Origin of the sequence: Prevotella sp. ne3005 (genome assembly GCF_900110085.1) — a bacterium.
GTDB lineage: Bacteria > Bacteroidota > Bacteroidia > Bacteroidales > Bacteroidaceae > Prevotella.
In genome coordinates this window covers 1-19457 of sequence record NZ_FOCK01000007.1, presented here as the reverse complement: position 1 = coordinate 19457, position 19457 = coordinate 1, and the positions used below count along the sequence as shown (strand labels likewise).

21 protein-coding genes and 1 pseudogene are annotated in these 19457 nt (G+C 52.2%); 11 read left to right on the top strand and 11 right to left on the bottom strand.

Translation table 11 applies throughout. The features are described 5' to 3' along the window. Positions 1–167: 167 nt before the first annotated feature. The 8 genes from BMY16_RS11195 to BMY16_RS11160 form a co-directional block, all read right to left on the bottom strand. Positions 168–1289: an Mrp/NBP35 family ATP-binding protein gene (locus BMY16_RS11195; RefSeq protein ID WP_091842517.1), complete on the bottom strand. Its 1122-nt coding sequence runs from the start codon at positions 1287–1289 to the stop codon at positions 168–170. 4 nt (positions 1290–1293) lie between these two features. Next, complete coding sequence (locus BMY16_RS11190) at positions 1294–2937, bottom strand: leucine-rich repeat domain-containing protein (protein ID WP_091842516.1); 1644 nt, start codon at positions 2935–2937, stop codon at positions 1294–1296. 26 nt (positions 2938–2963) lie between these two features. Then, on the bottom strand, positions 2964–3734 hold the full coding sequence (trmB, locus tag BMY16_RS11185) for a tRNA (guanosine(46)-N7)-methyltransferase TrmB (RefSeq protein WP_091842514.1): 771 nt from the start codon (positions 3732–3734) through the stop codon (positions 2964–2966). Continuing rightward, positions 3735–4343 carry a DUF975 family protein gene (locus tag BMY16_RS11180; protein WP_091842513.1) on the bottom strand — a complete coding sequence of 203 codons (609 nt, stop codon included), beginning with the start codon at positions 4341–4343 and terminating at the stop codon, positions 3735–3737. It lies immediately after the preceding gene. 48 nt (positions 4344–4391) lie between these two features. Continuing rightward, positions 4392–5408, bottom strand: coding sequence for a branched-chain amino acid aminotransferase (locus BMY16_RS11175; RefSeq protein WP_091842511.1), 1017 nt, complete (start codon positions 5406–5408; stop codon positions 4392–4394). 81 nt (positions 5409–5489) lie between these two features. Continuing rightward, the gene (gene xseB / locus BMY16_RS11170) at positions 5490–5681 is read right to left on the bottom strand and encodes an exodeoxyribonuclease VII small subunit (RefSeq protein ID WP_091842509.1); all 192 of its coding nucleotides are present in this window, start codon (positions 5679–5681) and stop codon (positions 5490–5492) included. A 48-nt stretch (positions 5682–5729) separates the two neighbouring features. Continuing rightward, a complete protein-coding gene (gene xseA / locus BMY16_RS11165) occupies positions 5730–7034 on the bottom strand; it encodes an exodeoxyribonuclease VII large subunit (RefSeq protein ID WP_091842508.1) in 1305 nt (434 codons plus the stop codon). Beyond that, entirely contained in the window at positions 7031–8485 is a 1455-nt protein-coding gene (locus BMY16_RS11160) for a S8 family peptidase (protein WP_091842506.1), read from the bottom strand. The genes xseA and BMY16_RS11160 overlap by 4 nt, the downstream gene beginning before the upstream one ends. Positions 8486–8585: 100 nt before the next feature. On the opposite strand from BMY16_RS11160, the gene BMY16_RS11155 reads away from it, so the two are divergent. From BMY16_RS11155 to BMY16_RS11110, 10 genes and pseudogenes are all read left to right on the top strand, one after another. Continuing rightward, on the top strand, positions 8586–9956 hold the full coding sequence (locus BMY16_RS11155) for an MATE family efflux transporter (protein ID WP_091842505.1): 1371 nt from the start codon (positions 8586–8588) through the stop codon (positions 9954–9956). Continuing rightward, positions 9931–10551, top strand: a complete 621-nt coding sequence (locus BMY16_RS11150) for a cytidylate kinase-like family protein (RefSeq protein ID WP_091842503.1) — start codon at positions 9931–9933, stop codon at positions 10549–10551. The genes BMY16_RS11155 and BMY16_RS11150 overlap by 26 nt, the downstream gene beginning before the upstream one ends. Then, entirely contained in the window at positions 10548–11036 is a 489-nt protein-coding gene (locus BMY16_RS11145) for a metallophosphoesterase family protein (protein WP_091842502.1), read from the top strand. The genes BMY16_RS11150 and BMY16_RS11145 overlap by 4 nt, the downstream gene beginning before the upstream one ends. Before the next feature lie 3 nt (positions 11037–11039). Further along, positions 11040–12227 carry a dTDP-glucose 4,6-dehydratase gene (locus BMY16_RS11140; RefSeq protein WP_091842500.1) on the top strand — a complete coding sequence of 396 codons (1188 nt, stop codon included), beginning with the start codon at positions 11040–11042 and terminating at the stop codon, positions 12225–12227. Continuing rightward, positions 12214–12519, top strand: coding sequence for a hypothetical protein (locus BMY16_RS11135; protein WP_091842499.1), 306 nt, complete (start codon positions 12214–12216; stop codon positions 12517–12519). The genes BMY16_RS11140 and BMY16_RS11135 overlap by 14 nt, the downstream gene beginning before the upstream one ends. A gap of 27 nt (positions 12520–12546) precedes the next feature. Next, positions 12547–13752 (top strand): formate-dependent phosphoribosylglycinamide formyltransferase, encoded by a 1206-nt coding sequence (purT, locus tag BMY16_RS11130; protein ID WP_091842497.1) that lies wholly within the window; start codon positions 12547–12549, stop codon positions 13750–13752. Positions 13753–13771: 19 nt separating this feature from the next. After that, a pseudogene (locus BMY16_RS11125) lies at positions 13772–13996 on the top strand (WxcM-like domain-containing protein); the annotation flags it as partial. 10 nt (positions 13997–14006) lie between these two features. Further along, positions 14007–14945 carry a GNAT family N-acetyltransferase gene (locus tag BMY16_RS11120; protein ID WP_091842494.1) on the top strand — a complete coding sequence of 313 codons (939 nt, stop codon included), beginning with the start codon at positions 14007–14009 and terminating at the stop codon, positions 14943–14945. Further along, complete coding sequence (locus BMY16_RS11115) at positions 14942–15130, top strand: hypothetical protein (protein WP_091842491.1); 189 nt, start codon at positions 14942–14944, stop codon at positions 15128–15130. Before BMY16_RS11120 ends, BMY16_RS11115 begins: the two co-directional genes overlap by 4 nt. Positions 15131–15141: 11 nt before the next feature. Further along, a complete protein-coding gene (locus BMY16_RS11110) occupies positions 15142–15459 on the top strand; it encodes a DegT/DnrJ/EryC1/StrS family aminotransferase (RefSeq protein WP_244513039.1) in 318 nt (105 codons plus the stop codon). 132 nt (positions 15460–15591) lie between these two features. On the opposite strand, the gene BMY16_RS11105 is transcribed toward BMY16_RS11110, so the two are convergent. From BMY16_RS11105 to BMY16_RS11095, 3 genes are all read right to left on the bottom strand, one after another. Then, complete coding sequence (locus BMY16_RS11105; RefSeq protein ID WP_091842488.1) at positions 15592–16185, bottom strand: LutC/YkgG family protein; 594 nt, start codon at positions 16183–16185, stop codon at positions 15592–15594. Positions 16186–16279: 94 nt separating this feature from the next. After that, complete coding sequence (locus tag BMY16_RS11100) at positions 16280–17650, bottom strand: lactate utilization protein B (RefSeq protein ID WP_091842486.1); 1371 nt, start codon at positions 17648–17650, stop codon at positions 16280–16282. A 36-nt stretch (positions 17651–17686) separates the two neighbouring features. Further along, the gene (locus BMY16_RS11095; RefSeq protein ID WP_091842485.1) at positions 17687–18424 is read right to left on the bottom strand and encodes a (Fe-S)-binding protein; all 738 of its coding nucleotides are present in this window, start codon (positions 18422–18424) and stop codon (positions 17687–17689) included. A 176-nt stretch (positions 18425–18600) separates the two neighbouring features. Here BMY16_RS11095 and BMY16_RS11090 point away from each other — a divergent pair, with 176 nt between their 5' ends. After that, a complete protein-coding gene (locus BMY16_RS11090; protein ID WP_091842726.1) occupies positions 18601–19320 on the top strand; it encodes a Bax inhibitor-1/YccA family protein in 720 nt (239 codons plus the stop codon). Positions 19321–19457: the final 137 nt, after the last annotated feature.

The following is a 19457-nucleotide window of genomic DNA, read 5'->3' as shown; positions in this document are numbered from 1 at the left end:
ACTCTTTAGACGTTTCAGGACTTGGAAAGTTTAAGCCACCTGTTGCCCCCTTCAGCCAAACCCCGCAATCATTCAGCCAACGCCCAGAATCCTTCAACCATTTCTAACAAAAAAATCCCCGCCGGCATGGCAGGGATTAATGGTGAAGCTCTTTGCTCATCGTGTATCTATTGGTTCATGCCTACAATCTTGGTGGCGGGCTGCTCCTTGTTGCGGCGGTTGACGACGGTGACGACGGCCTGGGCGAGGTTGATGAAGGCGAGGCCCGTGGCGGAGTCGCTGTTGAGGGCAACAGGCGTGCCAGAGTCGCCATTGTCACAGATGCTCTGCACCAGCGGTATCTGGGCGAGCAAGGGCACGTTCATCTCCTCGGCAAGCTGTTTGCAGCCTTCTTTTCCGAAGATGTAATAACGGTTCTCGGGGAGTTCGGCGGGGGTGAACCACGCCATGTTTTCTATCAGTCCGAGGATGGGCACGTTGACCTTCTCGTTGCGGTACATGTCGATACCTTTGCGGGCATCGGCAAGGGCTACCTGCTGGGGAGTGGAGACGATGACGGCTCCCGTGATGGGAAGGGTCTGCAACAACGTGAGGTGGATGTCGCTGGTGCCTGGAGGGGTGTCGAGGATGAAGTAGTCGAGCTCGCCCCAGTCGGCGTCGGCAATGAGCTGCTTAAGGGCACTGGTGGCCATGCCGCCACGCCAGAGGGTGGCGGTGGTAGGCGAGACGAAGAAGCCGATGGAGAGCAGTTTGACACCGTATTGCTCGACGGGCACGATGAGGTCGCGACCATCTTTCTTGATGGCGTAGGGACGCTCATCTTCAACGTTGAACATCTTAGGCATGGAGGGGCCGAAGATGTCGGTGTCGAGCAGGCCCACACGATAGCCAAGACGTGCCAGGGCAATGGCGAGGTTGGCAGAGACGGTGGATTTGCCGACACCACCCTTGCCGCTGCTGACGGCGATGATGTTTTTCACGCCAGGGAGCATCTGACCCACCTCAGGACGGGGCGCGGTCTTGAATTCGGTCTCGATGGTGACCTCGACATCCTGGCCACAATGGTATTTGATGGCTGCCTCGGCGGCCTTGACCGTGGAGCGGAGGAAGGGGTCGGTGTCGCGTGGGAATTCGAGTACAACCTTGACCTTCCAGGGGGCACCGGGATTCTGAGGGGCTGACACAGCGGGGGTGTCGGCCACCATCTTGCTTTCTACGAGGTTCTTCTTCGTGCCGGCATAGGTAACGGTGGCCAGCGCGTCGATAATGAGTTGGGGATAGAGGGTCATTCTTTTAATTGTTTTCTTTTACGCCACTGACTTTGCTCCATTTCTTATCGGCTGCATAGACAGCCTTGCTGCCCTTAGGAATAAGGATGGTGGCAGGTGTCTTCTTAAAGGTGTCGCCGCTGATGGAGGGAGGCGTGGCGGTGTTGATGGTGATGGTGGCCAGCGAGGTGCACTCCTGGAAGGCCGAGCCGCCAAGATCTTTGATGGTGGCAGGCAGATCGACACTGGTGAGCTGGATGCAGCCCTTGAAGGCATCGCCGCCGATGGACTTGAGGCCGTTGGCAAACTCGATGGTTTTCAGCGAACTGCATTTCTCGAAGGCTGCGTCTTCAATGGTTTTCAGCTGACTGGGCCAGTTGATGTCGAAGAGCAGGGTGCAGCCACAGAAGGCGTTGCGTCCGATGCGCTTGACGGTATTGGGGAGCACGACTTTCTGCAGGTTAGAGCAGTTGCGGAAGGCGTAGGTCTCAATCTCGGTGAGAGCACTGTTGATGGTGACGCTCTCCAGACTGCTGCAGCCTTCGAAGGCATGATCCTCGAGGTCTTTCAGAGAACTGGGGAGGTCGATGGCCTTCAGGCTGACACAATCCTGGAAGGCATAGTCGTTGATCTTGTTGAGCGATGCGGGGAAGTTGATGTCGGTGAGCGACTTGCAATTCTCGAAGGCACGGCTGCTGATGGTTTTCACCGTGGCCGGCATGGTGACACTCTTCAGGCTGCTGCATCCCTGGAAGGCGGCAGTGTTGATGTCGGTGAGGGTGCCCTGCATGGTGACCGTCTTGAGGTTGGTGCAGTTGTTGAAGGCTATCATGCCGAGGCTGGAGATGCGGTTGAGGGTGACACGCTCAAGGTTCTTGCAGTCGGTGAAGGCGTTGGCACCAATCTTGCTGACGGAGGCCATCTCGATGGACTTCAGGTTTGTACAGTTATAGAACACTGAGGTCTCGATCTCGTTGACGGTGGCAGGTAGGGTGATGTTGGTAAGACTGCTACAACCCTTGAAGGCCGAGCCGCCGATGATGGTTACACCATTGGGGATGGTGACCGATTTAAGTGCCTTGCAGCCGTTGAAGAGCTGGGGGGCAATGGCGGTGATACCTTTGGGCAGCTCCATGGCGGTGATGCTCTTACAGTCTTCGAAGGCTTCGTTGGCTATCTGCTTCACGCTGGCGGGAATGGTGATGGCAGTAAGGCTCTCACAGGTTTGGAAGGCCTCTTTGCCGATAGCGGTAAGCGAGGATGGCAGCACCAGCTTCGTGAGGCTCTTGGCACCAGCGAATATGCCTGCGGGCAGTTCTCCTGCCTGGGTCTTGAGACCGCCCTTGACATTGCTGTCGACGATGGTTGCGCCAGAGAGGTCGAGGGCGGTGACGAGGCACTCGCCGGGATTATTCTTATTGGTCTTGGTGCGGGTGACAATCTGCTGGAGCAGCTTGAGGTCGGCACCGTCCATCGGACCACTGATTGTGAGATCGGCAATCTGGAAACGCTGGTCTTCTGCAATCTTGGTGGCTAACTGGCCTGCAGCGTCGAGTTTGACGGTGAGGCTCTTCTGAGCGCAAACGCTCAATGGCAATAAGGCAAAAAGGTAAAATGGTAAAACACCTTTTGCCAATCCCATGACCTTAGAAATAAAATCCTTATTCATAACGATATTCTTTTAGATTGTTTCTTTTACTTCGCTTTGTCGAGGCTGCTGCGCTTGGTGCGGTGGTAGGAACGGTAGTCGTCGAGCTCGATCTCGACTTCTGGTTCCTCGAGAGCACCTTCGCGGGGCAGCTGCCACTTCATGTACTTGATGTTGAGTCCACGGGCTATCCACATCGACTCGTAGTAGGTCTGGATGGACAGAATCTTCCTGGTGCCATCGTCGATGCGCTCGTCGTGATAGAGGTCTTCCGTGCGGAAGATGACGGGCAGGCCGTTTTTCTCCACCATATAAGAGGTGTAGGTGAAGAGGAAGTTGGAGTCGGTCTTCAGGTGAACGATGCCACCATCGACGAGGAATTTGCGGTAGCGCTCCATGAAACAGGTAGAGGTGAGGCGCTTGCGGGGGTTCTTCATCTGGGGGTCGCTGAAGGTGAGCCAGATCTCCTGTACCTCATCGGGGGCGAAGAAACGCTCAATGATCTCGATGTTGGTACGGAGGAACGCCACGTTCTTCAGTCCTTCGTTGAGGGCCTGGGTGGCTCCTGTCCACATGCGGGCTCCCTTGATGTCGACACCGATGAAGTTTATGTCGGGGTAGAGCTTGGCTAGCTCCACCGTATATTCGCCCTTGCCACAGCCCAGTTCGAGCACGATGGGGTTCTGATTGTGGAAGTATTGCTCGTGCCAGTGGCCTTTCATCTCAAAAGGCACGTGTTCCACTACCGAATAGGGGTACTGGAACACGTTTTCGTAGGTCTCCATGTCGGCGAATTTCGCCAGCTTGCCTTTTCCCATTTACGCTGTTTTTATATCCTCGTAATAGTGAGCAAAAGTGGCCTCCATGTATGGAGCCAGGAGAAAGAAACCAAGACCGAAGGTGCAAAAGCTCAGGATGATCCAGCCGATAAAGCTGAGACCGAGCCAGAAGAGCTTCAACTTGTGCCCCCTCGTTATCTGCCAACTCTTCATCAGAGCGTCCATGGCACTGATCTGGGGATCGTCCTTCAAGATATAAGGAGCCATACACAAACCGATGCCGAGAATGATACCTGGAACAATAAACAGACAGGTGCCAACGGCAACGGCAAGGCAGTAGAGGAACTCCATCAGGAAGGTGCGGATAAAATCCTTGTACCCCTCGAAGAGACGCTCATAGCGGATGTCCTCCTGACGGATAAGGTTCAGGAAGTAAACTGTGAAGCCCCATTCGAGTGGCAGACAGAGTAATGACCAAATACCATTGGTGCTTAAACCAGCAACCGTATCACTGCCCATGGGCAGGGTGATAACGGTGCTGATACCGCCAGTGATGATGGCGATGATAAGGGTTGCAATAGCTGCAGACCCCCACTTGCCCTCCAAACTGGCGAGGGCACGCTCTTTATAGGTTTGATTGATTCCCATAATGGAATTTTTAACCCTTTTACTTTTTTACCTTTTTACTTTTTCCCTTTACTCAATCACAACCGTTGTCCAGCCATGCTTGTCCTCGATCTCACCATACTGGATGCCACGGAGGGTGTCGAAGAGCTTCTTGGACTGAGGACCGGGCTTGTCGCCGAATGAATAGCGCTTGCCAGTGTCGAGGTCGTCGATATAAGAGATAGGTGAAATCACAGCTGCTGTACCGCAAGCACCAGCCTCCTCGAAGGTCTCAAGTTCCTCCTCGGGGATAGGACGGCGCTCCACCTTCATGCCCAGATCCTCAGCCACCTGCATCAGCGACTTGTTGGTGATAGAGGGCAGGATAGAGGTTGACTCAGGAGTGATGTAGGTGTTGTTCTTGATACCGAAGAAGTTGGCAGCACCACACTCGTCGATGTATTTCTTCTCCTTGGCGTCGAGGTAGAACTCACAGGCATAACCCTTCTCATGTGCCAGGTTGTTGGCGAAGAGAGAGGCAGCGTAGTTACCACCCACCTTGTATTTACCAGTTCCAAGAGGAGCAGAACGGTCGTAATCACGAACGATGACATAAGGATTGCTGGAGAAACCACCCTTGAAGTAAGGACCTACTGGGGTGACGAAGATCAGGAAGCAATACTCCTTAGCGGGATGAACACCCACCTGGGCACTGGTTCCGATGAGCAACGGACGGATATAGAGCGTAGCACCACTCTCATAGGTGGGAATCCACTCCTGATTGAGGCGAACCACCTTCTTCACCATCTCTGTAAAGAGCTCGGTAGACACCTCAGGCATCATGATACCACGGCAAGTGCTCTGCAGACGCTTGGCATTCTCATCGACACGGAAAATGCGCACCTTGCCGTCAGGACAACGGTAGGCCTTCAGACCTTCGAAAGCCTCCTGACCGTAGTGCAGACACGTAGCAGCCATGTGCAGGTTCAGATACTCGTCGGAGCAAACTTCAATCTCGCCCCATTTGCCGTCGCGATAGTAGCAACGCACGTTGTAGTCGGTCTTCATGTAGCCGAATGACAGACTACCCCAATCTAAATTCTTCATATCGATACAATGTTAAAGTTTCAATTCTGCTTGCAAAAGTACACAATTCATGTCAAATCCCCAACATTTTTGGTCGAAAACTTACTTTTCGGCAAGGATTTTCTTGATTTCCTCGTCGGTTTTGGTCAGTTTGTCCTTGCAGAGCTTGATCAATTCCTGTGCACGTTTCAACTGGTCGGACATCTGGTCGATGTCGAGTTCATCGTTTTCCATCTTGCGGACGATGGTCTGGAGTTCGGCAAATGCTGCCTCGTATTTGATTTCCTTACTCATATTTCAATATTTCAATTTTCAATACTTCAATTTTCAATACTTTAATTTTCAATATTTCAAAACCTTTGAAACAACGGTTCCCTTTTCAAGTCGGGTCTCTATCTCGTCACCTGCTTTCAGGTCTTGTGGGGCGCGTACAGCCTTGCCATGAAAGAGGGTGATGCTGTAGCCTCGCTTCAGCAGAAGGGCAGGGTCGAGCGAATGCACTTTCTCTTCTAGGATTTCCAGACGATGACGCTCGGAGGTGAGCCTGCGCTCAAGAACCATGGGAATCTTTGACTCTATTGTTGAGAGTTGAGCGTTGAGCGTTGAGAGCTTGAGGCCCATCTGGTGGGCGATGCGCTGATAATAGGTGTCGAGGCGCGCTTCCTGACGCGTCTTAACGATGGAGAAGAGACGAGGGATGGCCTCGGAGATTGCTGAGAGTTGAGCGTTGAGAGTTGAGAGTTTTTGCTGGGCGCAGAGGGTGATGGTGTCCTGAGCATCGTTGAGGGCATCGAGCACTTGTTTCAGGTGGTCGACGAGCAACGAGGCTGCTGCGGTAGGCGTTTTAACTCGCGTATGGCTCACCATGTCGAGGATACTCTCATCGCGGTCGTGGCCGATACCTGTAATGATGGGCAGGGGGAAGTTGGCTACGTTCTCAGCCAAAGCCAGGGTGTCGAAGCCACTCATGTCGCTGGTGGCACCACCGCCACGGATGATGACAACACAGTCGAAGTCGTCTATCACATCGTTGATGCGGTCGAGTGCTTGGATGACACTCTGCTCCACACCATCACCCTGCATGATGGCAGGGAAGAGCCAGGTCAGGAACTTAAAGCCGTAGGGATTGTCGGTGAGTTGGTTGCGGAAGTCTCCATAGCCTGCAGCTGTCTCACTGGAGATGACGGCGATACGCTGACAAAACAGGGGCAGCGAGAGTTCTTTCTGCAGGTCAAACACACCCTCGGCCTTGAGTTGGCGGATAATCTCCTGACGCTTGCGGGCCATATCGCCAAGGGTGTAGGTGGGGTCGATATCGCTCACGATCCACGAGAAACCATATGCCTCATGGAATTGGGCTTTGACCTTGAGCAGCACTTTCATACCAGCATGGAGCCGCTGACCAGTAGTCCGTTCGAAATAGGGGCGTACTATCATCCATTTCGAGGCCCAGCATCTGGTTTGGGCTTTGGCGATGGGGGTAGCGGTCTGCTCGTCTTTCTGGATAAGTTCCATATAACAGTGACCTCTCGACTCGTGGCATTCCGACAATTCGGCTTCTACCCAATACTCATTGGGCATCTCACACTCTATCACCTCCTTCACGAGGCTGTTGAGTTCGTATAATGTCAGTCTTTTGTCTTTCACTTCTCAATCCTCCCAATCATATATGCCCGCCAGAAGTTGGGTGTGCCGTAGCCGTAGATGTTGTCGGGTTTCTCGTAACCACTACTCGTCTGGCGCACCAGACTGATGATCTCCAAGGCCGTCTTCTGAGGAAAGGCCTGCCACAGACAAGCCACAAGTCCTGCCACCATGGGCGTAGAGAACGAGGTGCCCATATCCCTCACGATGGAACCGCGCCCAGAGATGAGCGAGGCAGGACTGCCTAAGGCCATCACATCGGGCTTCACACGACCGTCTTGGGTGGGGCCTACACCACTGAAAGGCGCATTCTTCCTTTCCATGTTGAGGGCACCTACGGTGATGATGTCTTGGGCATCGGCGGGGAAGACAATCTTCTTCCACGGCCCCATGCCGGAATTACCTGCAGAGTTGACGAGGATGATCCCTTTCCGCGCCAGCATCGAGGCGGTGTGGGAGATAAGGGCGGTCTCTCCGTCAAGGTCGCGTTGGTGATAGTAGTTGGGGTGGTTGTCGTAGTCGTTATAGCCTAAGCTAGAACTGATGATGTCCGCCCCTATGGAGTCCGCAAACTCGGCTGCCATAGCCCAATAGTCTTCTTCTACGGGTTGTTCCGTCTGCTGGTCTTCACAGCGCAAGAGCCAGTAGCGTGCTTCTGGGGCTGTGCCGATGAGCACCTCGGGCTCGTTGGCAGCCATTGCCGAGAGCACCTTCGTGCCATGATCGGTCTCCTGATAGAAATGCAGGCTGTTGGGATAGACAAAGTCCTTGACTCCCACGATGTTGGCATGCTGGAAGGCAGGGATGGCATCGCAGTTCTGGAAACCACCGTCGAGCACGGCAATGGTCATGCCCTTTCCACGAAGGTCGATGTTGTGCAGTCGTTGCCCCATGAGCATCTCTATCTGTTCCAGGCCGTTGCCATAACGGCTGGACTTCACACTGTCCCAAGGGTTGAAGTCTTCGTGGACAGCGGTCTTGATGAAGCGGTTGATACTGTCGGGTGAGGTCCATACCATCTCCGATCTCTTCACACAGTCAAGGGTCGCCAGACGATGGAAGAGGGTGGTGTCGTTGGAGCGCACGAGGATGGTATTGTTCCAACGGCTGGTGCCAATGATGTTCCATTCTACAGAGCCTTTCTTCGCACTCCGGACTATCTCGCCAGAGGCCTTCTCAAAGAGTTTCAGGTATTTGCTGCTGACGGGCAGGTCGGTAGAGTCGACGGGCAGTCCCTGACGCTTACGGCGCTCAACGGATTTATGGGTAAGCCAGCGCGTGGGATGGTCGATGGAGTAGGGGGAGCCCTGCTTGTCCTTCAGAGTGTAGCGCCAGATATAATATTTGCCCCCAGGATACTTGATCTTAGGGCTTCGGCCTGCACTTGCTGTCAAATGACATAAGAGGGCAAGAAACAGACAGGCTGTCAGTAAAAAAGTACTTCTCAGACGCATTACGGCTGCAAAGGTACGAATAAGCGAGTAAAAATCCAAATTAATTTGCGTTTTCTCGAAAAATAATCGTACCTTTGCACCGTTTTTATAAGGTATAAGCATGACAGACAACAAACAGGCTGCGCTTGAATTGGGACAGAAACCTGTAGGACAACTGCTTTGGCAGTATGCCCTGCCCGCTATCGTCGCCATGACGGCATCGAGCCTCTATAATATCATCGACCGTGCCATGATCGGACAGATTGTGGGTCCTGAAGCTATCGCTGGTCTTGGCATCACATTCCCCTTTATGAACCTGAGTGCTGCCTTCGGTGCGGCTGTGGGTGTGGGTTCCTCTGCGAGCATCAGCGTGAAATTGGGTCAGAAAGACTATGGTGTAGCCCAAAACCTGCTGGGTAATACGGTGACGCTGAACTTGATCATCGGCTTCTCGTTTATGGTGCTCTCGCTGTTGTTCCTCGATCCTATCCTCAGATTCTTCGGCGCTTCTGACGCCACACTGCCCTATGCCCGAGAGTTCATGATTGTGATCCTGCTGGGTAACGTGGTAACGCACATGTACTTCGGTTCGAATGCTGTGCTCCGAGCTGCAGGCAAACCGCGCCATGCCATGTATGCCACGCTGTTTACGGTGGGTATGAACATCCTGCTGGTGATAGCCTTCGTGTGGTGGTTCCGTTGGGGCATCCGAGGGGCTGCGCTGGCAACCGTTACCTCGCAAACGATGGCACTTTGTTGGCAGATATGGATCTTCTCGGATAAGAAAGAACTGCTTCATCTGAAGAAGGGTATCTATAAGCTGAAGGCCAACCTGGTAAGGAATATCATCGCGATTGGCATCTCACCGTTCCTGATGAACGCCACCAGCTGTGTCATCGTGATCTTCATGAACAATCAGTTTGTGCGTTATGGCGGTGATATGGCCGTGGGTGCCTATTCGATAGCCAACTCGGTGGTGATGATGTTCTTCATGTTCGTGATGGGCGTCTGTCAGGGTATGCAGCCGATTGTGGGCTATAACTACGGAGCCGAGAAGTTCGACCGTATGTTCCGATGCCTCTTTATTGCCATCGGATGTGCAACGGGCATCCTCATGGTGGGCTGGGCACTCTCGATGCTCTTCCCCAGAGAGATAGCCCGTATCTTCACCAGCGATGCTACGCTGATAGACTTGTCGGCACGAGGCATCAAACTGGATATGCTGGTATTCTTCGTGGTGGGCTCGCAGGCAGTGATCACGCATTTCTTCCAGAGTATCGGCAAGGTGAAGGTTTCCATCTTCCTTTCGCTGTCGAGACAGCTGTTCCTGTTGTTGCCCATGGCGTATGTCTTCCCTTTGTTATGGGATCTGGACGGTGTGTGGTATTCGATGCCCGCCTCCGACTTCGGATCGTTTGCAATGACGATCCCCATGTTGATATGGTATATGAAAAAACTAAAAGTATATGATGGACAACCGTGTAATCATTAATGTAGGCAGGCAGCTTGGCAGTGGTGGTCATGTCATTGGTCGCATGCTGGCATTCGATTTCAATGCCAACTATTACGATCGGGAGCTGTTGAATCTGGCTGCCAAGGAAAGCGGTTTCTCAGAGAAGATCTTTGAGCAGAACGATGAGCGCAAGGGCTTCTTCAGGGGATTGCTCAGTATGGGAACGCCCCACTTTAATAGCGGAGTCTATAAATCGAGTTTTTCGCAGGAGAGCCTGTTCCAGTTTCAGAGCGATGCCATCAAGAAGGCTGCCGAGCAAGGCTCATGTGTGTTTGTTGGCCGTTGTGCTGACTATATCCTGAGGGATGATAGGGATGCGGTGAATGTCTTCATCTCAGCCCCCTTGGAGTACCGTATAGAACAGATGATGAGTCGGCAGAACGTCAGTCGTGAAGAGGCTCGTCGCATGATTGAACAGGAGGAGGGCCGTAGGGCACAGTACTACAACTACTACACGGGTAAGAAATGGGGTGCGGCCGAGAGCTATGACCTCTGTATCGACTCTACAGTGCTGGGCTTGGCGGAGACAGAGAAAATGATTGCTGCGTTTATCCGTAAGCGTTGGGAGATATGAAGAAGATAGGTATACTCAGCGACACCCACTCGTATTGGGATGAGAAATATTTGCATTATTTCGAACCCTGTGATGAGATATGGCATGCAGGCGATATCGGTAGTGTGGAGGTGGCAGAGAAACTGGCTGCCTTCCGACCTTTCAGGGCAGTATGTGGCAATTGCGACGGAGGTGACCTCAGACTGATGTATCGAGAGCTGAACCGATTCAAGGTGGAGGATGTGGATGTGCTCATCAAGCATATCGGGGGCTATCCCGGAAACTATGATTTCTCCGTGCGCTCCACGCTTTACGCCAATCCGCCGCAGTTGTTTGTGGCTGGCCACTCACATATATTAAAGGTGAAGTACGACAAGACCCTCAATCTGCTGCACATCAATCCGGGAGCAGCTGGCTTGCAGGGCTGGCATAAGGAGCGAACCCTCGTTCGTCTCACCATCGATGGAAAGGAGTTTAAGGATTTAGAAGTTATAACAATAGGATAGAATATGAAAAGAACAATCGTTATTACAGGAGGTGCGGGCTTTATAGGAAGCCATGTGGTGCGCCTGTTCGTGAACAAGTATCCCGAGTATCACATCATTAACCTCGACAAACTGACTTACGCAGGTAATCTGGCTAACCTCAAGGACATTGAGAACAAACCCAATTACGAGTTTGTAAAGATGGATATCTGCGACTTCGATGCTTTCTACAAGCTGATGCAGGATAAGAAGGTGGATGGTATCATCCACTTGGCTGCTGAATCGCATGTAGACCGCTCTATCAAGGATCCCTTCACCTTCGCCAAGACAAACGTGATGGGAACACTCTCCCTGCTTCAGGCTGCCAAGCTCTATTGGGAATCATTGCCTGAGAAATATGTGATGGTGTCCCCGTCAAACGGGGAAACCCCTGAAGGAAAGGGCGATAGAATCCCTTGCAGATTCTATCATATAAGTACCGATGAGGTGTATGGCGCATTGGAACTGACTCACCCGGAGGGTATCGAGCCTCCGTTCACCACGACCGCATCGAGCGCAGAGCACCATCTGGCTTACGGCGATAAGTTCTTCTTGGAGACCACGAAGTATAATCCTCACTCACCCTATTCAGCCGCCAAGGCTTCTTCAGACCACTTTGTTCGTGCTTATCACGACACTTACGGCATGCCTGTAGTCGTAACTAACTGCTCGAACAACTATGGTCCCTATCAGTTCCCTGAGAAGCTGATACCTCTTTTTATTAATAACATCCGTCATCGTAAGCCACTGCCCGTCTATGGTAAGGGTGAGAATGTGCGCGACTGGCTGTATGTAGAGGATCATGCCCGTGCTATCGATGTGATTTTCCATGAGGGTAAGATTGCCGATACCTATAACATCGGTGGTTTCAACGAGTGGAAGAACATAGATATTATTAAGGTGGTGATTAAGACCGTCGATCGTCTGCTGGGCAGGAAGGAAGGCGAAGATATGGACCTCATTACCTTCGTGACAGACCGTGCAGGCCACGACCTCCGCTACGCCATCGACTCTACCAAACTCCAGAAGGAACTCGGCTGGGAGCCCTCACTCCAGTTTGAGGAGGGAATCGAAAAGACCGTCCGCTGGTATCTCGATAATCAGGAGTGGCTGGACAATGTGACCTCTGGCGACTATCAGAAGTATTACGATAATATGTATGCCAACAGATAATCTCTCACGCGAACTGCACAGCTTTCTGGTGCGCATCGGTATGAATCCCACCAGCATCTCGCCTCAGATGGAGCACTATCTGGAACATCTGCTCTATCTGCTCCCACCAGAGGAAGAGGAGGCCGTGACCCATTACTACGGACTCTTCGGCTGTCAGCGTAAGTCGCTCCAGGAGATTGCCCAGGGGCTGAAGCTGAGTCAGGAAGATGCGATGGAGCGCATAGACCAGTGTGTGCGCAAGCTTGCAGTGACCCCAGAGTGGCAAATGTTGAAACAATCCTTAGAAAGGTAAAACGGTAAAAAAGTAAAAGGTAAAAATATGAAGAAGATTCTGTTATTAGGCTCAGGAGAACTCGGTAAGGAGTTCGTGATTGCCGCCATGCGTGCAGGTCAGTATGTGATTGCCTGCGATCGTTATGACAATGCGCCAGCCATGCAGGTGGCTGATGAGCGCGAGGTCTTTTCTATGCTCGATGGCGATGCCCTCGAGGCAGTAGTCAATAAGCACAAGCCCGACATCATCGTGCCAGAGATCGAGGCCATCCGCACAGAGCGCCTCTTCAAGTTCGAGGAGCAGGGTATTCAGGTGGTGCCCTCTGCCCGTGCCGTCAACTACACGATGAACCGTCGTGCCATTCGCGATCTCGCTGCCAAGGAGCTGGGATTGCGTACGGCCAAGTATTTCTATGCCAAGACCTTCGATGAGTTCAAGGCTGCTGCCGATGAGATCGGCTTCCCCTGTGTGGTAAAGCCCCTGATGTCGTCTTCTGGTCACGGTCAGAGCTATGTACACAACGAGGGTGAGCTCGAGACGGCTTTCCGTGAGGCTATGGAGGGCTCGCGTGGTGATGTGAAGGAGGTGATCATCGAGGAGTTTATCGACTTCGATTCTGAGTTCACCTTGCTCACCGTTACCCAGCAGCATGGATGGCCCACGTTGTTCTGTCCGCCTATCGGACATGTGCAGAAGGCTGGTGACTATCGTGAGTCGTGGCAGCCCTATAAGATCAGCGATGAGGCTCTGAAACAGGCTCAGATGATGGCCGACAAGGTGACGAAGGCGCTCACGGGTGCTGGCATCTGGGGTGTGGAGTTCTTCCTGACCAAGCAGGGTGAGGTGATTTTCTCTGAGCTCTCTCCACGTCCGCATGATACTGGAATGGTGACGCTGGGTCACACCACCAACCTCTCTGAGTTCGAGCTCCATTTCCGTGCAGTGATGGGTCTGCCCATTGCAGGCATCCATCTGGAGCATGCCGGAGCTTCGGCTGTGATCCTCTCTCCAAAGGAGGCTTCCACACCCGTAGACCGTTCGCTGCTCGACTACAACTTCGTGGATGCCCTCAACGAAGACCGTACCCGCATCCGCATCTTCGGCAAGCCCGAGGCTCACAAGGGTCGCCGTATGGGTGTCGTTCTCTGCTATGGTGAGGTGGGTGACGATGTGAACGCCCTGCGTGATAAGGCCAAGCGTCTGGCAAAGACCGTCCTCGGCACCGATCCCTACACCAAGTTCGAGCACTAAGTTTTTTTGTTACCATAGAATGAACCGCTTAGAGGTAAAAATCATCGACTTGCCCAGGATTACTGATCCGCGTGGCAATCTGACGTTTGCAGAAGCGCAGACGATGATTCCCTTCGATATCAAACGTGCCTACTGGGTTTATGATGTCCCAGGTGGTGAGAGCAGGGGAGGTCATGCGCACAAGAGGCTGCGTCAGTTTGTGATTGCTCTAAGCGGTTCGTTTCATGTTACGCTGGATAATGGTTTCATATCGGATGTTCGAGATAAAGCGATACACCCCTGAGCAGGCCGATGAGTGGAATCAGTTTGTGGCAGCGTCGAAGAATGGAACTTTTCTCTTCGACCGCCGCTATATGGACTATCATGCCGACCGCTTCGAGGATCATTCGCTTATGTTCTACGATGATGGCCGTCTGATGGCTGTCCTGCCAGCCCACAAGTCTGGCGATACACTCTGCTCGCACAATGGCCTCACCTATGGCGGATTGGTGATGAGCCCTCGCCTGACGGTGGTTCAGGCGCTCCAATTGTTTCGCGAACTGAACGACTGTCTGCGTGGCGATGGCTTCCGCCACGTCAGCTACAAGTGCATCCCCTGGATCTATCATCGCCTTTCGGCTGAGGAAGACCTCTATGCGCTCTATCATGAGTGCAGGGCCCGTATCGTGGCGAGGGATTTTGCTACGAACGTCTTCCTCTCTGGCAATATGCGGTGGGAGCGCGTGCGCCGTCGTGGTGTTGCCCGTGCCCAGAAGGCAGGCGTCTCTATAGAGTGCTCTGATGACTATTCGGCTTTCTGGGAAGTCCTGACGCAGAACCTTCAGCAGAAATATGGCGTGAAGCCTGTTCATACCCTGCAGGAGATCGAGCTGCTGCATGGCCGTTTCCCTGAAAACATACGACTCTATCAGGCTGTTAAAGACGGAACGGTCGTTGGCGGGGTGGTGCTGTATATTACCCCTCAGGTGGTCCATGCCCAGTATAGTTCAGCCACGCCCGAGGGCAAGAAGCTGGGAGCCATCGACCTGCTCTACAACCGTATTTTCAGCGACTTCGGGAACTATCCTTACTTCGACTTCGGACGGTCTACGGAACATCCAGACGGTAGTGGACTCAACGAGCAGCTGGTTTTCCAGAAAGAAGGCTTTGGCGGACGCGGATTGTGTTACGACATATACGAGTACGACCTATGATTGCCTATCTGCCCCTGCACAAGATCAATGCCCTTTACGATGCTGAGCTGCGTGAGGCTGTAGGCCGTGTGCTCGACAGCGGCTGGTATTTGAAAGGGGAGGCCACCCGCCAGTTTGAGCGCGACTATGCGATGCCGACAACCTGCGCCGCAAGGAGATTGCAGCCCGTTATGAGCGGGAAATAAGCAACGACCTCGTGAAAATACGACTCAGCGGCAGCGAAAATACGGCTCGGGATTCGATTGAACCGCGCGACTCCGTACACCATATCTTCCCCGTTTTCTGCGAGCGTCGCGATGAACTGCAGGCATTCCTCTCCGCCAACGGCATCGAGACGCAGATCCACTATCCCATACCGCCCCACCAACAGCGCTGTTATCAAGGCTCATTCGGCCAAAGTCCGCTGCCCAGAACCGAACGCATCCACGCCAGCGAACTCTCCATCCCCTGCCACCAGGCAATGACTGACGAGGATGTAAACCGGATTATTAATCTGCTTAATGCGTTTTCATAGAGAACGACTTTCGTAGTCATGATCTCTAACAAAGTAAAACAACTTGTTTTACCTCCGTTCAGATAGTCTTTTACAGTCAAAGGAACTATCTCCTGCAAGGTAAAACAAGTTGTTTTACTTTTGAGGAGATTATTACTCCGGCAGCAGGAGAATCGTGGCGCTGCGGGCTGCCTGAGCTCCCATCACCAATACCTGGGCAATATCGGCCGTCTTTGAGGGGCCGCTGATGAAGGTGCCATAGCCATCGTAAGTCTTATCGAACTCGATGCGCTTGTAGGCCTCGTGCATGTTGTTGACAATCTGCGACTTAGGCAGCAGGATGATCAGGTTTTCGGAGATGAAGCAGATGGCTTTCTCCTTCATGGTCTGGGGAATCCAGATGCAACCGTTCTCTGCCACTCCAAACTGTCCGCGGATGATGCCTACGTCAGTGCCGTTCAGGTCGCGGGCACGCCCTACGGTATCAGGATTCCTTGTGGCAATGGTAATCTCTGGCAGATTGGAGGCTATCTCCTTGGCTTCGGGGAAGAGTTCGCGAATCAGTACGTTGATGTCGCGCCCAGCATCGACCTCTATCACTTGTCCGCCCACCATCTCGCTCATCTTGACGAACTGTACCAGCGGGTTGGGGTAGGTGATGGCCTTGATGTCACTCAGGTCGGGCATGTCGAATTTCTCTTTGACATTCGCCCTGTATTTCTTCAGAATATCGTCTTTGTTGCTCATAATCTTCAATTTTGATGTTTCACATCGAGCTCGCTCACGTTCGACATAGCTTAAGCAAGCTTAGCTCTGTTCTCACTTAATCGCGACCTTCAATCTACTTCACTTTTCCTTTCTTCCATAATGAGTGGAAGGTCTCCTTGGGGAACTCCATCATCTTGTGGCCCTCAGCCCAGGGATTCAGACTGCAGTTCATCAGAGGCGAGGGGATGAGGTTGGCCCAGTGGGCTAGTGCTGTACCCAGATTGTAGATACCCTCGTTGCCGTAGACCAGGCTCATGCCCTTACACATCGTCTTCTTCTGGGGATTGGCTGTGCCGAACTCATCGAGCTGCTGGCGCCAGAGATAGATCTGGTCACCCAAGTTGACCTTGGCGGGACACAGCGTCTGACACGAGTTGCAGAGCGTGCAGGCACTCACATTGCCAGAGTGCTTCTGTGGGTCGCGAAGCATGCCGAGGTTGATGCCGATGGGGCCGGGGATGAAGTAGCTATAGCTATAGCCGCCACTGCGACGATAAACGGGGCATGTGTTCATGCACGAACCGCAACGGATGCACTTCAAGGCCTCCCAGTGGTCTGGGTTGCCAATCCACTCCGAGCGCCCATTGTCTACCAAGACGATGTGCATCGGCTGGGCAGTAGGACGGGCCTTGCGGAAATGAGAGGTGAAGGTGGTCGTAGGCTGACCTGTTCCCGCACGGCAGAGCATGCGCTGGAAGACGGCCAGGCAGTCGTAGTTGGGGATAATCTTCTCGAGTCCGATGGCTGCGATGTGGAGTTTCGGACAAGAGGTCGACATGTCGGCATTGCCCTCGTTGGTGCAGACCACGATGTCGCCTGTCTCAGCGATACCGAAGTTACCACCCGTCATGCCTGCATCAGCAGTCAGGAACTCGTTTCTGAGGCTCAGACGTGCCACGTAAGTCAGATAGGTGGGATCGTGGTTGCCCTTTTCACTGCCCAGCTTCTCTTCAAACAGCTCGCCCACATCGTCGTGGTTCAGGTGGATGGCTGGCATCACGATATGGCTGGGAGCCTGACCTTTCAACTGGATGATACGCTCGCCAAGATCGGTCTCCACCACTTCGATGCCATGCTGCTCGAGGTAGGGGTTCATGCCACACTCTTCTGTCAGCATCGACTTCGACTTGACAAGCTTCTTCACGTTATGGTTCTTTAGGATGCCATACACGATCTCGTTGAACTCATGGGCATCTTTAGCCCAATGGACGATACAACCGTTCTCTTCGGCCTTGGTGGCAAACTGATCCAGATATTCGTCGAGGTGGGTGATGGTGTGGCGCTTGATCTGTGAAGCCTTCTCGCGCAGCTGCTCCCACTCCTCGAGGCCGTATGCCATATTGTCACGTTTGGTGCGCACTGCCCAGAAAGTGGCGTCATGCCATTTCGAGTAGGTCTGGTTCTTCAAGAACTCTTTCGCTGCAATACTATGTGCTGTACTCATAACTTTACCTTTTTTACTTTTTTACCTTTTTACCTTTCAGAGTCCTGCTGCCAGAATCTCTACGACATGCTTGAACTCCACGTTCAGACCTTGCTTCTTGGCGATTCCCGCCATGTGCATCAGGCAAGAACAGTCGGGACCTGTCACAAATCTTGCACCGGTCTTCATGTGACGCTGTAACTTGTCTATACCCATCTGCTCACTGACGGCTGTCTCTTCCACGGAGAACATGCCTCCGAAGCCACAACACTCATCAGGGCGCTCTGGCTCCAACACCTGAATGCCCTCTACTAGGTTCAGCAAGTCCTTGATTTTATTGAACTTAGGAATGTTCTCTTCGCTCGGTGAACTCAGTCCCAACTCTCTGACACCATGACAGGAATTGTGTAGGCTCACCTTATGGGGAAAGGTGCCCAACGGATGGTCTACCTTGATCACATCATGCAGGAACTCCACTACATCCATCGCCTTCTTGGCAGTCTCGCACTCAGTCTTGCCTTTCAGCAGGCGAGGATAGTTCAACTTGATGAAAGCCGTACAGCTGACGGAAGGTGATACAACATAGTCGAAACCCTTGAACTTCTCCTCAAATTTCTCGGCAAGGGGGATTGACTGCTTCTCGAATCCTGCATTGGCCATCGGCTGTCCGCAGCACGTCTGGTTCAGCGGATAATCCACGTCCAGTCCCAGATGTTTTAATAGCTTGTACGTGGCAACACCCACTTGCGGGTAGACCACATCGACATAACAGGGGATAAATAGTCCGATCTTCATATTGTCAGTTTGTATCTTTTAGTTATTATTGGGCACAAATATAGTGAAAAAGATTCAAAAATACTAATAAATAGGTATTTTGTTTCTCAGTTTTATGTTTTATTAAAAGTAATTGTTTACCTTTGTGGCATCATTTTTGCATAAAAAGCATTGTATAACGAATTAAAGTTGTGAGTATGAATTATAATGAATTAAATTTCGATGCCATCAATCGTGAGCGCGAACTCTCGATGTCGGCTGCTTTCCCTGTTTTGATGCGGAAAGTGTATGTGTGGATGACGCTGGCTCTGGTCCTGACTGGTGTGACAGCGTATGGTGTGGCTACAAGCCCTGGTATCATGACTGCCCTGTTCTCCAATCAGATCCTTTTCTGGGGACTAGTGATTGCTGAGTTTGCACTTGTAATCGGTATTACGGCAGCCATCAATAAATTGTCTCTGACAACGGCAACCTTGATGTTTGTGCTTTATTCGGTTATCAATGGCGCTGTTCTTTCCTCGATATTTGTAATTTATACAATGTCGAGCATCGCCAGTGTGTTCTTTATCACTGCAGGCACCTTCGCTGTTATGGCATTGATAGGCTACACGACAAAGACCGACCTGACCTCGATGGGTAAGATCCTCTTTATGGCGCTGATCGGTATTATCATCGCTACCGTGGTCAATATCTTCTTGAAGAGCTCAGGGCTTGAGATGATTGTCAGCTATCTGGGTGTGCTGATTTTTGTTGGTCTGACGGCTTACGATTCTCAGAAAATCAAGAATATGTTGCTGATGGCCCCCGATGCAGGAGAGGGTGCACAGAAGTTAGCATTGCTGGGTGCTCTGACCCTCTATCTCGACTTCATCAACCTCTTCATTTATCTGCTTAGGATCTTCGGACGTCGCGAGTAGTCTCGCGTACCTTATATATAATATAATAAGGAAGAATCGAATTTGTAAACAATCCCGAAAATCTTTTGGTTTTCGGGAATTTTTTCGCTTAAAAATTTGGAGGGTATTGATATTTGTTGTACCTTTGCACTCGCTTT

What these genes read in the sequence shown, in the direction of transcription:
- BMY16_RS11195 (WP_091842517.1), bottom strand. Translation starts at nt 1,289, where the DNA reads ATGACCCTCTATCCCCAACTCATTATCGACGCGCTGGCCACCGTTACC.
- BMY16_RS11190 (WP_091842516.1), bottom strand. Translation starts at nt 2,937, where the DNA reads ATGAATAAGGATTTTATTTCTAAGGTCATGGGATTGGCAAAAGGTGTT.
- trmB (WP_091842514.1), bottom strand. Translation starts at nt 3,734, where the DNA reads ATGGGAAAAGGCAAGCTGGCGAAATTCGCCGACATGGAGACCTACGAA.
- BMY16_RS11180 (WP_091842513.1), bottom strand. Translation starts at nt 4,343, where the DNA reads ATGGGAATCAATCAAACCTATAAAGAGCGTGCCCTCGCCAGTTTGGAG.
- BMY16_RS11175 (WP_091842511.1), bottom strand. Translation starts at nt 5,408, where the DNA reads ATGAAGAATTTAGATTGGGGTAGTCTGTCATTCGGCTACATGAAGACC.
- xseB (WP_091842509.1), bottom strand. Translation starts at nt 5,681, where the DNA reads ATGAGTAAGGAAATCAAATACGAGGCAGCATTTGCCGAACTCCAGACC.
- BMY16_RS11160 (WP_091842506.1), bottom strand. Translation starts at nt 8,485, where the DNA reads ATGCGTCTGAGAAGTACTTTTTTACTGACAGCCTGTCTGTTTCTTGCC.
- BMY16_RS11155 (WP_091842505.1), top strand. Translation starts at nt 8,586, where the DNA reads ATGACAGACAACAAACAGGCTGCGCTTGAATTGGGACAGAAACCTGTA.
- BMY16_RS11150 (WP_091842503.1), top strand. Translation starts at nt 9,931, where the DNA reads ATGATGGACAACCGTGTAATCATTAATGTAGGCAGGCAGCTTGGCAGT.
- BMY16_RS11145 (WP_091842502.1), top strand. Translation starts at nt 10,548, where the DNA reads ATGAAGAAGATAGGTATACTCAGCGACACCCACTCGTATTGGGATGAG.
- BMY16_RS11140 (WP_091842500.1), top strand. Translation starts at nt 11,040, where the DNA reads ATGAAAAGAACAATCGTTATTACAGGAGGTGCGGGCTTTATAGGAAGC.
- BMY16_RS11135 (WP_091842499.1), top strand. Translation starts at nt 12,214, where the DNA reads ATGCCAACAGATAATCTCTCACGCGAACTGCACAGCTTTCTGGTGCGC.
- purT (WP_091842497.1), top strand. Translation starts at nt 12,547, where the DNA reads ATGAAGAAGATTCTGTTATTAGGCTCAGGAGAACTCGGTAAGGAGTTC.
- BMY16_RS11120 (WP_091842494.1), top strand. Translation starts at nt 14,007, where the DNA reads ATGTTCGAGATAAAGCGATACACCCCTGAGCAGGCCGATGAGTGGAAT.
- BMY16_RS11115 (WP_091842491.1), top strand. Translation starts at nt 14,942, where the DNA reads ATGATTGCCTATCTGCCCCTGCACAAGATCAATGCCCTTTACGATGCT.
- BMY16_RS11105 (WP_091842488.1), bottom strand. Translation starts at nt 16,185, where the DNA reads ATGAGCAACAAAGACGATATTCTGAAGAAATACAGGGCGAATGTCAAA.
- BMY16_RS11100 (WP_091842486.1), bottom strand. Translation starts at nt 17,650, where the DNA reads ATGAGTACAGCACATAGTATTGCAGCGAAAGAGTTCTTGAAGAACCAG.
- BMY16_RS11095 (WP_091842485.1), bottom strand. Translation starts at nt 18,424, where the DNA reads ATGAAGATCGGACTATTTATCCCCTGTTATGTCGATGTGGTCTACCCG.
- BMY16_RS11090 (WP_091842726.1), top strand. Translation starts at nt 18,601, where the DNA reads ATGAATTATAATGAATTAAATTTCGATGCCATCAATCGTGAGCGCGAA.